At 61.4% G+C, this 12848-nt stretch carries 15 protein-coding genes; 10 read left to right on the top strand and 5 right to left on the bottom strand.

Annotated features, from left to right (window positions below; genetic code table 11):
- Nucleotides 1–180: 180 nt before the first annotated feature.
- The 3 genes from AB5Y99_RS02100 to AB5Y99_RS02090 are packed head-to-tail and all read left to right on the top strand — an operon-like array spanning nt 181 to nt 1783.
- Nucleotides 181–702 (top strand): GNAT family N-acetyltransferase, encoded by a 522-nt coding sequence (locus AB5Y99_RS02100; RefSeq protein ID WP_021231662.1) that lies wholly within the window; start codon nt 181–183, stop codon nt 700–702.
- A gap of 31 nt (nt 703–733) precedes the next feature.
- Nucleotides 734–979 carry a DUF3624 domain-containing protein gene (locus tag AB5Y99_RS02095; protein WP_368208552.1) on the top strand — a complete coding sequence of 82 codons (246 nt, stop codon included), beginning with the start codon at nt 734–736 and terminating at the stop codon, nt 977–979.
- Nucleotides 980–1036: 57 nt separating this feature from the next.
- Nucleotides 1037–1783: an SDR family oxidoreductase gene (locus AB5Y99_RS02090; protein ID WP_368208550.1), complete on the top strand. Its 747-nt coding sequence runs from the start codon at nt 1037–1039 to the stop codon at nt 1781–1783.
- A gap of 61 nt (nt 1784–1844) precedes the next feature.
- Here the strand turns inward: AB5Y99_RS02090 and AB5Y99_RS02085 are convergent, their stop codons facing one another.
- On the bottom strand, nt 1845–3317 hold the full coding sequence (locus tag AB5Y99_RS02085) for a C69 family dipeptidase (protein ID WP_368208549.1): 1473 nt from the start codon (nt 3315–3317) through the stop codon (nt 1845–1847).
- Nucleotides 3318–3791: 474 nt separating this feature from the next.
- Between AB5Y99_RS02085 and AB5Y99_RS02080 the strand changes: the two genes are divergently transcribed.
- Both AB5Y99_RS02080 and AB5Y99_RS02075 read left to right on the top strand, forming a co-directional pair.
- On the top strand, nt 3792–4247 hold the full coding sequence (locus AB5Y99_RS02080; protein ID WP_019446593.1) for a hypothetical protein: 456 nt from the start codon (nt 3792–3794) through the stop codon (nt 4245–4247).
- A gap of 143 nt (nt 4248–4390) precedes the next feature.
- Nucleotides 4391–5542 carry an iron-containing alcohol dehydrogenase gene (locus AB5Y99_RS02075; protein ID WP_058059388.1) on the top strand — a complete coding sequence of 384 codons (1152 nt, stop codon included), beginning with the start codon at nt 4391–4393 and terminating at the stop codon, nt 5540–5542.
- An 89-nt stretch (nt 5543–5631) separates the two neighbouring features.
- On the opposite strand, the gene AB5Y99_RS02070 is transcribed toward AB5Y99_RS02075, so the two are convergent.
- The 3 genes from AB5Y99_RS02070 to AB5Y99_RS02060 all read right to left on the bottom strand — a co-directional run bounded on the left by AB5Y99_RS02070 (nt 5632) and on the right by AB5Y99_RS02060 (nt 7089).
- The gene (locus AB5Y99_RS02070; RefSeq protein ID WP_005363178.1) at nt 5632–6090 is read right to left on the bottom strand and encodes a methylglyoxal synthase; all 459 of its coding nucleotides are present in this window, start codon (nt 6088–6090) and stop codon (nt 5632–5634) included.
- Between the two features lie 171 nt (nt 6091–6261).
- Nucleotides 6262–6738 (bottom strand): bacterioferritin, encoded by a 477-nt coding sequence (gene bfr, locus AB5Y99_RS02065; RefSeq protein WP_005354959.1) that lies wholly within the window; start codon nt 6736–6738, stop codon nt 6262–6264.
- A gap of 144 nt (nt 6739–6882) precedes the next feature.
- The gene (locus AB5Y99_RS02060; RefSeq protein WP_005335965.1) at nt 6883–7089 is read right to left on the bottom strand and encodes a bacterioferritin-associated ferredoxin; all 207 of its coding nucleotides are present in this window, start codon (nt 7087–7089) and stop codon (nt 6883–6885) included.
- A gap of 136 nt (nt 7090–7225) precedes the next feature.
- Here AB5Y99_RS02060 and AB5Y99_RS02055 point away from each other — a divergent pair, with 136 nt between their 5' ends.
- Both AB5Y99_RS02055 and AB5Y99_RS02050 read left to right on the top strand, forming a co-directional pair.
- Complete coding sequence (locus AB5Y99_RS02055; RefSeq protein ID WP_107682840.1) at nt 7226–7537, top strand: HlyU family transcriptional regulator; 312 nt, start codon at nt 7226–7228, stop codon at nt 7535–7537.
- Entirely contained in the window at nt 7534–9600 is a 2067-nt protein-coding gene (locus tag AB5Y99_RS02050) for a tRNA(Met) cytidine acetyltransferase TmcA (RefSeq protein WP_110303632.1), read from the top strand. Before AB5Y99_RS02055 ends, AB5Y99_RS02050 begins: the two co-directional genes overlap by 4 nt.
- On the opposite strand, the gene AB5Y99_RS02045 is transcribed toward AB5Y99_RS02050, so the two are convergent.
- Nucleotides 9587–10306 carry an SDR family NAD(P)-dependent oxidoreductase gene (locus AB5Y99_RS02045; protein ID WP_110303631.1) on the bottom strand — a complete coding sequence of 240 codons (720 nt, stop codon included), beginning with the start codon at nt 10304–10306 and terminating at the stop codon, nt 9587–9589. The two genes, AB5Y99_RS02050 and AB5Y99_RS02045, sit on opposite strands and share 14 nt — an antisense overlap.
- A gap of 201 nt (nt 10307–10507) precedes the next feature.
- Here AB5Y99_RS02045 and AB5Y99_RS02040 point away from each other — a divergent pair, with 201 nt between their 5' ends.
- The 3 genes from AB5Y99_RS02040 (at nt 10508) to AB5Y99_RS02030 (ending at nt 12810) form a co-directional block, all read left to right on the top strand.
- Nucleotides 10508–11524, top strand: coding sequence for a chemotaxis protein (locus AB5Y99_RS02040; RefSeq protein ID WP_368208548.1), 1017 nt, complete (start codon nt 10508–10510; stop codon nt 11522–11524).
- Nucleotides 11525–11698: 174 nt separating this feature from the next.
- Complete coding sequence (locus tag AB5Y99_RS02035; RefSeq protein ID WP_368208547.1) at nt 11699–12178, top strand: hypothetical protein; 480 nt, start codon at nt 11699–11701, stop codon at nt 12176–12178.
- A gap of 17 nt (nt 12179–12195) precedes the next feature.
- A complete protein-coding gene (locus tag AB5Y99_RS02030) occupies nt 12196–12810 on the top strand; it encodes a superoxide dismutase (RefSeq protein WP_368208546.1) in 615 nt (204 codons plus the stop codon).
- Nucleotides 12811–12848 lie beyond the last annotated feature (38 nt).

Here is a 12848-nt window from a genome sequence, read left to right as displayed (position 1 = left end):
GGCTCCACAGATCAGACTGCCTGAACAGGCAGGATCCCCAGTGGGCTTCGATGCACCGAAAAGCACGACAATGGCGCGAGGGGAAACAAGAGGTTACAGTGCCTAATATGACGCCTTGGTAACTTGTGATACAAGTCGCATTTTTGGTGCTGAGGATAAATAACCGAACAAGGACTCCCCGTGTTGACCGTACGAGCGGCCCGAACCGATGATCTGGGCGCCATCGTTAATCTGGAACGCTACTGTTTTCCCCCCGAAGTCGCCTTCGGCCGCAGCCGCTGGCACTATCTGCTGGCCCATGCCAAGGGGCGCACCCTGTTACTGCTGGATGAGAAACATCAGCTGATGGGCTATCTCTGCCTGCTGGAGCACAGAGGCTGGGATCGGCTGGTCATTCAGGCGCTGGCCATCCGCTGGACGGTGCGCCGTCTGGGCTGGGCCCGCCGCCTGCTGGAGCAGGTGATCCGCGAGGGCAAGGCCGCTGGCTGGGGGGCGATTCGTCTCGAAGTGGGGGACGCCAACGAAGAGGCGCTGGCGCTCTATCAGGGATTGGGATTTCGTCCCCAGCAGCGGCTGGCGGACTACTATGGCCGCGACCAGCACGCCCACCGGCTGGTGCTGCCGCTGGTGAGCGACGAGGAGCGTGAGCGGCGCAGAGTGGCTCGCACTCAGGCGCGCAAGCCCTCTTCACAGGCCAACTGATCATGTTGAACGAGCAGAATAGAGGAGCAGGATGAGCTGCGACAACTGTCTTGCCACCGCCATCAGGGCCAAGCTGGGGCGCTGTCCGGTCTGCGCCGGCCAGACCTTTGCCATCGGCATGGTCGGTTGGCTGGTCTGGTGGTGGTTTGGTGCCGACACCTCGGTCAACGCCCTCACCGGCCTGCTGTTTGCGCTGGGTGGCTCGGCCCTTTTGCTGCTCCATCTGGTGGTATTTGTCTGGCGCAAGGCGACCGGACGTGAATTGAGCGATGAATAAATCAGATTGGTTTCAACAACATAAATAACAATATCGGTTGAGATAATGGAGGTTCAGATGATTGCAATGGTAACGGGCGCCTCGTCCGGTTTTGGTGAGTCCATCAGCCGCCAGCTGGTGCAGGCGGGGTACAAGGTGATCGGTACCGGTCGCCGTGCCGAGCGGCTGGCTGCGCTGGCTGACGAGCTGGGCGAGCAGTTCCTGCCGCTGGCGTTCGATGTGCAAGACAAGGCGGCTACCCGCGCCGCCATCGCCGCTCTGCCAGCCGCCTGGAGCGAGGTGGATCTGCTTGTCAACAACGCCGGTCTGGCGCTGGGGCTGGAGCCGGCCCACAAGGCGGATCTGGAAGATTGGGAGCAGATGATCGCCACCAACATCAGCGGTCTGACCCTGCTCACCCGCCTGCTGCTGCCGGGCATGGTGGCGCGCAATCGCGGTCACGTCATCAACATCGGCTCCATCGCGGGCACCTACCCCTATCCGGGCGGCAACGTCTACGGCGCCACCAAGGCGTTCGTGAAGCAGTTCAGCCTCAACTTGCGCGCCGATCTGGCGGGCACCGCCATCCGCGTCACCAACGTGGAGCCGGGCCTGTGCGGCGGCACCGAGTTCTCCAACGTGCGCTTCCACGGTGACGACGCCAAGGCTGCGACCGTTTATCAGGGGGTGGAGGCGATCCAGCCGGACGATATCGCCAATACCGTGCTCTGGGTGAGCCAGCAACCGGCCCACGTCAACATCAACAGCATCGAAATCATGCCGGTGGCGCAGACCTTCGGCCCGCTCAATATCAGCCGCCGCTGATCGCTGCATTGGATGAAACAAAAGAGGCTCCCTCGGGAGCCTCTTTGCGTTGGCGAGCAGATTACAGGCTCATGATCTTCTTGAACTCCTCCTCCGAGTACTTCTTCTCGCTGCTCTTGGTCAGATCCGTCATCAGCTTGTAGCGCAGATCTTTGGCCATCTGATAGGTCTGCTCCAACTGGCCGTAGGAGTAGTCGGCGGCCAGCCCGATGGCGGTAGCCTTGTCGCTGGCATAGGCCTGCTTCAGACTCTGGTCGAGCAGGGCCACCTCCTTGTAAAGCTTGTTGCTCTCCTTGCTCCAGACGCCGCGCAGCAGCGGCAGGTACTTGTCCGGATCGGCGCTGGCCAGCGCGGTCAGGCTGCGGAACTGCCAGTAGGCGGAATCATCGGAGTAGCTGTCGCTGCCGGTGCGATAGGGCAGGGGATAGTTTTCCAGGGTGTTGTAGAGCGGCACCATCACTGATTCGGCCAGCACGCCATAGCTCTGCCAGATCAATCCCTGCAGCTCTTTGGGCATCTCCTTGCGCAGCTGGATGACGTGGGATTCCAGCTGGCGATCGACGCGGATCGGCCGCTCCGCCTTGCCCGCCAGCGGTGTGCCCTCATAGGTGGCGCTCAGCACCCTGGCCACGTCCGGCACGGCGATGGGGGCATCCGGCTTCATAAACAGTGGATATTGCGCCTGCCGGGTCGCCTGTTTGTGGGAGGCCGTCAGCATGTTCTGGCCGAGCCACTCCCGATCCACGTTGTAGGGGTCAGCGATGACCCCGAACGCCTTGGCGAAGTTGAAATCTTTCGGGTCGGCGTTATCCAGCAGTTTGTGTTTGCGCACGAACTCCAGCAGCTTGGGCGAGTGCAGCACATCGGCACTGTCGAGATTGACGCCGTGAATGCGCAGGCCGTTGGCCACCATGGCGTAGCTGTCGTCCGGCACCCGCACCGCGATCCAGTGGTGGCCGGAGCCGATCTCCATCAGCCAGGCCTCGTTCACATCCGCCAGATAGAGGCTGTTGCCCTCACCGGCGCCATATTGCTCCACATAGCGACCGAGCAGCTCGACCCCCTCTTTGGCCGTCTTGGCCTGCGGCAGGATCAGGGTCGGGATGATGGCTTCAATCACTCCTTTCTCGATCAGCGGATCGGCTTTCTGGGCCTTGTCGTTGACCTCTGCACTGGTGGTGGCCGAGATGGCGACGTTGAACTCGTTGATGCCGCGCTCTTCATAATATTTGCCAGCCGGATCGCTGGTGGTGGCATCCCAGTCGTGGATGGCGGAGTAGGCGAAAAACGCCTTGGGCATCGGCACTTCCAGCCCGTTGCCCAGTTTCCAGAGTTTGCCCTCATTTTGCTGCGCGGGCCGGAAGGCGAGGTACTTGTTCCAGTTGTTGACGCCAAAATCCTCGTTTCTGGCGATCATTACGCTGCCGTCGGCGCTGGCCCCCTTGCCGACGATGAGGCCGGTACAGGCGTCGGCACTGGTGCCAAGCAGGGTGAGCAGGGTGGCGGAGAGAAGACTCAAGGTGTGTTTTTTCATAGGTGTACCCGAAGGGTTGCGGTGAGTGAGAGTCAGACGAGGGGATGAGGTGTGGGGAGGCTGCAACTCCGAACTGGCAGCGGAGTGAGCACGACAGATTGGTCTGCCTGTTATTGGTTTTTCGAACAGATCATCCATGACACGGCTGGCTGGTTGTGATGTGCGCCAAAATTGTATTCCCGAGTGGTTGTTTGTTTTGTGATCGATCTGCGGTTCCTGACTTTTCTCTGGCGTCGTGGCGCGTGGACGGCAAAATGTGCCAAAACAGCGAGAGCCGGCAGCAGATGAGTCATGATTCTGACGCCAGCCTTGCGTGTGGGGCGTGGTGAGATCCGCCATAGCGCGGGATCTTGCAACATCTGACAAGTTGGCCTGTAACTTGCTGGTTTAATTGATAATGGTGGGGCCTGACGCCCCATGTGACCGGATCAGCCTGTGCCCATTGCCGCAGATGCGCACCGAATTGGAGCCCCCATGGATATCAAACCCTACAGCCAGCAGCTTGCCCAGAGCGCCTCCAACAACCGCGCCCTCGCTACCCTCAACAGTGCCAGTAGCGGCGGTCAGGGCGGTGGCTGGGAGGAGATGGTCAGCCTCTCCACCCAGCGCATGACCGGCCAAGCCCAGCAGGTGCTGACCTACGAACATCTGGCCAAGAACAACAAGCTGCCGCCGGCGCTCGATATGAGCTCCGACAAGGGGGGCGTGGTGCAGCAGCTGGTGGACAAGGCGCTTGGTTTCGATCGCAAGAAGTTCAACGAGATCGAAGAGAAGCTCAAGACCATCGCCGATAACAAGAAGCTGACGCCGGAAGAGCGGGCGGAGCAGAGCAAGCCGCTCAACGAGCAGCGAGAGGCGATGCTCAAGGAGGCGATGGATCGCCTGACCGGCAAGAAGAGCTCATCCAAAGATGAGGCCAAAACTGCCTGATCCTGCCGCTGTTCTGAGATCTACCCGGTCGGCACCGATGGGCCAGTGTCGACCGCCGATGGGCAAGCTTCTGCCACCTCTTTTGACCTCACCTCCCCACAGGCGCACAATGTCCGCGCATTGAGCCAGTCGAGGAGTCCGCCGTGTACAACTTCCAATATGCCAATCCGACCCGTATCTGTTTCGGCGAGGGGCAGATCGCCAGCCTGCCCGAACTGATCCCGCCCGGCAGCCGGCTGCTGGTGCTCTACGGCGGAGGCAGCATCAAGCAAAACGGCGTCTATGAGCAGCTGACCCGGGCGCTGGAAGGGGTGACGTGGCAGGAGTTTTCCGGCATCGGCGCCAACCCCAGATTCGAGCTGTTGATGGAGGCGGTGGCGCAGGTTAAACGCGATCGTATCGACTTCTTGTTAGCCGTCGGCGGCGGCTCGGTAGTGGATGGCACCAAGTTTGTTGCGGCCGCCGCCTGCTACGAGGGGGATGATCCCTGGGATATCTGCGGTAAACAGGCGAGTGTGCACAAGGCGCTGCCGATGGGCTGTGTGCTGACCCTGCCAGCCACCGGCTCCGAGAGCAATCCTACCTCGGTGGTGAGCCGGGGGGATGTGAAGATCTCCTTCAGAAGCCCGCTGGTGCAGCCGCAATTTGCGGTGCTCGATCCGGCGACCACCTACAGTCTGCCGCCGCGCCAGACCGGTAACGGAGTGGTGGATGCCTTCGTCCATATTGCCGAGCAGTACCTCACCTTTCCGGTGGGAGGCGAGGTACAGGATCGGCTGGCGGAAGGTTTGCTGCAGGTGCTGGTGGAGAACGGCCCCAGGGCGCTGGCGGAGCCGACCAACTATCAGGTGCGGGCCAATCTGATGTGGGCGGCCAGTCTGGCGCTCAACGGCCTTATCGGTTGCGGGGTGCCGCAGGATTGGGCCTCTCACGCCATCGGTCATCAGCTGACGGCGCTTTACGGGCTCGACCACGGCCAGAGCTTGGCGGTGGTGCTCCCCTCACTGCTCCGTGAGCGGGCGAGCCAGAAGCAGGACAAGCTGGCCCAGTTTGCCGAGCGGGTGTGGCATTCGACCCGCGAGGACAAGGCCCTGCGCATCGAAGAGGCGATTATCCGCACCGAGCAGTTCTTCCAGAAGATGGGACTGGGTACCCGGCTGGCCGACTATGGCCTCAGCGAAAGTTGCATTCCGGCGGTCTGCTCCAACCTCAAGCGGGTGGGGCGCACCGCGCTCGGTGAGCAGCAGGATATCGACCCGGATCGGGTGGCACGCATTCTCGCCCGCGCGCTATAAGCCGGCGCCGGTTTGTGTCCCTGGCTGATTCATTTTCCCAATTAAAGAGGGCCGCTTGTTGCGGCCCTCTTGCATGACGGGTTAGCCGATCACTCGGTGCGTGCCTTCAGATAACCGGCGTAATCCGGGATCTGTACGCTGAACGCCTGCCGCATATGGGGGCTGTCCATGATGAAATCGGCGGTCGCCTCGTTGGTGGCGACCGGGATGTTCCACACCGCAGCCAGCCGCAGCAACGCCTTCACGTCCGGATCGTGCGGCACCGCATTGAGGGGATCCCAGAAGAAGATCAGCACGTCGATCTTCCCTTCGGCGATCAGGGCGCCGAGCTGCTGGTCACCACCCATGGGGCCGGAGAATAGGCAGGTGATGGGCAGCTGCGCCTTCTTGCCGAGCATGGTGCCGGTGGTGCCGGTCGCATAGAGATGGTGGAGCTTGAGCTCCTCCTTGCGGCGCATTACCCAGTTCAGCAGAGGGGTTTTCATGTTGTCGTGAGCCACCAGAGCCACCCGTTTGTGGGGCGCCATCTCGCGTGCAATCTGTTCCATGGAAATCGTCCGTAGCATTGTTATTGGCAGAGAGTCGTATCCTAATCGAAAGCCATGACAGATGCTGCGTCGGGCGTATTAACTGTGATCCTGTCGAAAAGTTTTCGGGTCATGGCTGCTCAAATGAAGAGACCCGCGCTGGCGGGTCTCTTTGCTTGCTGGCCTGCTGGCTCAGGAGCCGTGGTGCAGTTGCGACTGCTGGTAGTTCTCCAGCCCGATGCGATCGATAAGATCGAGCTGGGTCTCCAGCCAGTCCACGTGCTCCTCCTCATCCTCCAGGATCTCCTGGAACAGGTCGCGGCTGATGTAGTCCTGCACCGACTCGGCATAGGCGATGGCTACCTTGAGGTCGGGGATGGCATCCATCTCCAGCGAGAGGTCGCAGCGCAACATCTCTTCGACGGTCTCGCCGATACGCAGCTTGCCCAGATCCTGCAAATTGGGCAGACCTTCCAGAAACAGTACGCGCTTGACCAGCTCGTCGGCGTGTTTCATCTCATCGATAGACTCGTGATACTCCTTGTGCCCGAGCGCCTTGAGGCCCCAGTCATCGTAGATGCGGGCGTGCAGGAAGTATTGGTTGATGGCAATCAGCTCATTGGCCAGCACCTTGTTGAGGTGGGCAATGATCTTGGGATCTCCTTTCATCGACAGTGCTCCTTGGTTCGTGCCTGAGGCTCCGATCGTTAGAGCTTAGTCCAGAAAAGTGACAACAAGAGGTCTGGCGAGCCAGCTCGCCTGAGAAAAGGGGTGACCCTGTTGGCGGGTCGCATCAGAAAGGAGGTGTCCGGATCAGGCCACTTCGTAGTAGAGCACGGGTTGCTCCTGCTCCATCTTGTCGAGCTCGGCGGCAATGATCTCCATGGTCATGCGCACGCATTTGCCACATTGGGCGCCCACCTCGAGCGACTGCTTGAGCTGTCGGAATTCGCTTTTACCTGACTGCACCGCTTTGCGGATCTGGGTATCTGTGATGCCGCGGCACAAACAGACGTACATGATGGTCACCTCTTGTGGAATGAGATGAAATCTAAATGAGAATGGTTCGTAGTGCAAATAACCATTCGTAATAAGATCCCCTGCTTGCCACTGTGCAACCCCTTAGGGACAATGCTGGCAACCAGAGGAGATCACCATGCTCAAGAAACTGTTCAGCGCCCTGTTCGGGGGCGAGCCGACCAAGGCGCCGGAAGTCACTCCCACCGAATATGCCGGCTATCTCATCTATCCGGAGCCCATGGCCGAAGGTGGCCAGTATCGGCTGGCGGGCCGCATCACCAAAGAGCTGGATGGGGTGCTGCAGACTCACCGCTTTATCCGCTCCGATCTGTTTGCCAATCCGGCCGATGCCGAGCGTTTCATGGTGCAGAAGGCCCACACCTTTATCGATCAGATGGGAGAGCGCATGTTCGAGCCCCGCAAACCGGCTGACAGCCAGGCTTCATGACGCCGCAAGAGCTCAACAGCCTGCGCGAGGCGTTGGCCCGCGCCGGTGAGCGGCGCCTGATCTGGCTGGAGGGGGAGGAGGCCGAGTGTATTGCCCGCGCCCAATCCCTGCTCGGCGAGACCGTCTTCTGGCTGGGTGCCGGGCCCGAGAGTTATGCCCCGCAACCCGCCGCCAAGGCGCTGCAGCGGCTCGGTCAGGAGTGCGACACGCTGGTGTTCAACGCCTTCAGCGGCTTTCATCCCGACGCCTTCGGGGCGCTGGCGGGCACTCTGCGCGCCGGTGGCTTGCTGTTGCTGCTGACCCCGCCCAGAGCGCAGTGGCCCGCATGGCCGGATCCCGACCGGATCCGGCTGGTGGCCCAGCCGGAGGAGGCGAGCCGGGCCGGCCACGGCTTTATCGCCCGACTGGTTCGGTTGCTGGAAGGTGATCCAGCCCTCTTTCTGGAGCCGCCAGTTTGCTCGCAGCCGTGGCAACCGATTGGGCCCGAGCGCAGGCTGAGCAGCGATCAGGCACGGGCACTGCCCGCCATCCACAAGGTGTTGCAGGGCCATCGCCGCCGTCCGCTGGTGCTGAGCGCCGACCGCGGCCGTGGCAAGAGTGCGCTGCTGGGGCTGGCTGCCGCCGAGCTGCTGCGCCAGCAGCCAGGGCTGAACATCGTGGTGACGGCCCCCTCGCAGGCGACGGTCGCCACCCTGTTTGCCCACGCCGCTTGCGGGCTCGATTGCACGCCGGAACAGCTGACAGGGCTGAGCTACTGTTCGCCGGATCGGCTGGTGCACGAGGCGATGAATCCCGATCTGCTGCTGGTGGATGAAGCGGCCGCCATTCCGACCCCGCTGCTTGAAGCCATGCTGGCCCGCCACAGCCGCATTGTGTTTGCCACCACCGAGCACGGTTACGAAGGGACGGGGCGCGGTTTTCACCTGCGCTTCAAACGGGTGCTCGATAGCCAGACCCCGGAGTGGCAGGAGATCCACCTCTCTGAGCCCATTCGCTGGAGTGAGCGTGATCCGCTGGAGCCGCTGATCTTCCGCCTGCTCGGCCTCAATGCCGAAGTGGCAACTCCCTTGCCGCCTACCAGCCCGAGCTGGCGTCTGGTCAGTCAGGAGGCGCTGGCGAGCGACGAGACGTTGCTCAACCAGCTGTTCGGCTTGCTGGTGCTGGCTCACTACCAGACTACGCCGAGCGATCTCAGGTCCCTGCTGGAGAGCCCGGATCTCGACATCCATCTGCTGGAGCAGGATGCGAGCCTGCTGGGTGTGGCGCTGGTGGCGCGGGAAGGGGAGATAGAGCCCGAACTGGCCGAGGCGATCTGGGCCGGTCGCCGCCGTCCGCGCGGCCATCTGCTGCCCCAATCGCTGCTGGCCCACGCCGGTTTTAAAACGGCGGGGGGGCGCAGCTACGCCCGGGTGATGCGTATCGCCATCCATCCCGAGCTACACCGCCACGGGCTGGGTTCGCTGCTGCTTGGCAGGCTTGAAGAACATTATCGTCAGGCGGGGATCGATTACCTCGGTTCTGCCTTTTCGGCCAGCGCCGACCTGCTCCCCTTCTGGCGCAAGGCCGGACTGACGGTGCTGCGCATTGGTCTACAACGGGATGCCGCCAGCGGCTGCCACGCCGCCCTGCTGCTAAAGGCGCTGAAACCCGAGCATGAGCCCGAGCTGGATCAGTGGCAGCAGCGTTTCATTCGCCAGTTGCCTACCCTGCTGGCTGGTGAGTTGAGCGAGCTGGATCCCGAGTTGGTATGGCAATGTCTGCAAGGCAGCACCATCACCGCGGCTGAGCTTGGCGAGTTCGAGCGTGATGAGGTTGAGTGCTTTGCCCTGCATCACAAGCCGTTCGAACTGAGCCAGTCGAGCCTGCAGTTGTGGCTGGCGCGCAATCTGGGTGTGCTGGCTTCGCTGACTCCTGACGAGCGTTATCTGCTGATCGCAGCCATCTGGCAATATGCCGACTGGGGGGCGCTGGCCGCGAGGTTGCAACTGGCGGGCAAGCCCGCCGTGATCAAGAGTTTGCGGGCGCTGCTGGCGCGTCTCTTGAGTTCCTCTACCACTCGATAGGTTTGCCCTGCCAGTCGAGAAAGCTCAGCTCGCCATCCGGTTGCAGCTGGTTCATCAGGTTAATCAGATGGTCGGCTACCAGCTCGGGACTCTGCACGTTTCCCGCTGGCACATTGGCGTGAAACGGGCGGGAGAGTGGGGTATCCACGGTGCCGGGATGGAAGGCCAGCAATTTGACGCCTGGGGCCCGCCGGGCCAGCTCGATGGCGGCACACCTGAGCAGCATGTTGAGGGCGGCCTTGGATGCACGATAGCCATACCAGCCGCCCGCTCGGTTGTCGCCAATGCTGCCGACCCGGGCACTGAGAACGGCCAGAGTGCAAGGCTCGCGGCCAAACAGCGGTAACAGCTGGCTGATCCAGCGCAGCGGCAGCAGGGCGTTGGTCTGGTAGAGACGGGTCATGGCATCCAGATTGATTGCTTCGAGCCGCTTCTCTGGCTGGATCTCCCCCTGATGCAGGATGCCGTTGCAGATCACCACCCTGTGCGGTCTCGGTGCCAACTCCGCGATGCGCGCCACCACTTCTGTCATCTGCTCATCACTGTAATCACAACATAGCCAGTGCAGACCCGGCGATGAGAGGCCAGCAGGTGCGGGCTGACGGCTGATGGCAATCACTGGCCCGCCCCCCGCCGCCAACCAGTGTGTTACCAGAGCCGCCCCGATCCCGCCAGAAGCGCCAATCACGACTATACCTTCACTCATCTCAGCCCCCTTGTGAGTACATGATGGATTTCACCATCTGCCAATGTTGTCCTGAGTGGCAGATACGAGCCCGCCAGCCTGCGGGATCAAGCGGTTAACGCTGCAATCTTGCCGAGATCCGAGCCGCTGGGTGAATTCCATTCCTATACTGAGGGAAAACCGCAGCGGTCTGCTGCCCGCGCAACCAGAATGAGAGTCACCATGATGTCCAAAGATGGGGAAGAGCGTAAATCTATCCTGACCGAAAGTGGCACCAACGAGCTTGAGATCATCGAGTTTCACCTCAAGAAGCAGCTACCGGACGGTCGTGAAAAAACCGCTTATTACGGGATAAACGTCGCCAAGGTGCGCGAGGTGATCCGGGTGCCGGAGACAACCGATTACCCCAATGCCCAGCGTCATATGGTGGGGGTATTCTCCCTGCGGGATCGGCTGATCCCGCTGGTGGATCTGGCGGGCTGGCTTGGCATCAAGACCAACCCCGACCCCAGCCACAAGGTGGTGATCGTCACCGACTTCAACAAGATGGCCAACGGTTTTCTGATCGACGGTGTCAGCAGGATCCACCGGGTCTCCTGGGAGGATGTGGAGTCCCCCAGCCAGTTTCTGGAAGCGGGGGAGAACGACTGCGTGGTGGCCGTGGTCAGGCGCGATGGCAACCTCATCATGATCCTCGATTTCGAGAAGATCATCGCCGATATCAACCCCGAGCTCAGCATGGAGAAGTACGACGTCACTCAGGATCGCAAGGTGCTCATCGACGATCGCATGATGGCGCTGCGCCAGGGCAAAACCATTCTGGTGGTGGACGACTCGGCCTTTATCCGCAAGATGATCGAGACTACCCTGCGCACCGCCGGTTACAACGTGATCACGGCCAAGGACGGGGGAGAGGGGCTGGAGATGATGACGGATTTCGATCGTCTGGCCCAGGAGGAGAGAATGCCGGTGACCGGCTTCGTCAATGCGGTGATCACCGATGTGGAGATGCCGCGCATGGATGGCATGCACCTGCTCAAGCGGCTGCGGGACACCCCCTCCTACAAGGAGATGCCCATCGTGATGTTCTCCTCTCTGATGAGCGATGACAACCGCCAGAAAGCGCTGCAACTGGGGGCCAATGATACCATCACCAAGCCCGAGATAGGGCGCATGGTGGGGATGATGGATCACATGCTGCTGGGAATTGCCCCGCCTTCGCCCGCCAACAACATCTGACCTGCCATTAACTTCCAATTGGCCGGTCGAATCCACTGACCGGTGCCTCAAGCGGCCACTCCTTGCCAAGGGGTGGCCGCGCTTTTTTGGCTGTTTGCTGCGATCCCGACGCCCCTTGTCTCCCGGATATGATTCATGTAATGATAATTATTATCATTTGTTGGTGTGAAGCATATGACAGCAACCTGGGTGAAGGGGTGGGTCGAGTCGACCGAAGGTGGCAGCAGCATGAATCACTGGAAACAGCAGACCAGAGAGGGCAACCGGCTGTTTGACTGCGGCGAGTATCATCAGGCGTTGGCCCATTATCAGCAGGCGCTCTGGCTGGCTCGTCAGCAATTGGTGCTGTGGCATGACGCCGATGAGGCGGTGGCTGCGCTGGTTGTGGCTCACCACAATCTGGCGGATCTGCTGGTGGCCATGACTCTGCCCGATCGCGCCGCCGACCTGCTCTGCTATGTGCACGACTGCCTGCTGGCGACCTGTCACTCCCCCGCTTGCTCCTCTCGCCTGCGAGAGGCTGCTTTGCGCCATACCCGCACAACCCGTGCCGAGTTGCTGACGTTCGTACAGCGCCACGGCAGCCACGCCGGGATCATGCGTTCGCTCGGTCACTGCCTGTGTCAGAGCGAGCCCTCATCCCGGCTCCATTAATCCGAACAGAGGTCATCATGAGCCATACCCTGCCAGCCCTGAACTATGCCTACGACGCACTGGAACCCCATATCGATGCCCTGACCATGGAGATCCACCATAGCCGTCATCACCAGACCTATATCAACAACCTCAACGCCGCGCTGGAAGGGGCGCCAGAGCTGGCTGCACTGCCGGTTGAGGATCTGCTGCGCCGCTTCGACACCCTGCCAACCGCCCTGCAGGGGGCGGTCCGCAACCATGGTGGCGGCCATGCCAACCACTCCCTGTTCTGGCTGGTGATGAGCCCGCAGGGGGGCGGTGAGCCGGGTGGTGAGCTGGCTCTGGCCATCGAGCGGGAATTGGGGGGATTCGATGCCTTCAAGCAGGCCTTCACTCAGGCGGCCCTGAGCCGCTTTGGTAGCGGCTGGGCCTGGCTGGTGGTGGACAAGGCGGGCAGATTGCAGGTGGAGAGCAGTGCCAATCAGGATAGCCCCCTGATGCATGGCCATACCCCGATCCTGGGTCTGGATGTGTGGGAGCACGCCTACTATCTCAAGTACCAGAACAAGCGTCCTGACTATATCGCAGCCTTCTATCAGGTGGTGGATTGGGCCGAAGTGGCCCGCCGCTATCAGGCGGTGCGAGGCTGACCTGGTCGCTGGGAATGGGTGTACAGGCTCACCGCCAC

Origin of the sequence: Aeromonas sp. R4-2 (assembly GCF_040908295.1) — a bacterium.
GTDB lineage: Bacteria > Pseudomonadota > Gammaproteobacteria > Enterobacterales > Aeromonadaceae > Aeromonas > Aeromonas veronii.
The sequence above is the reverse complement of the archived record's forward strand: the minus strand, read 5'-3'. Positions and strand labels throughout refer to the sequence as shown.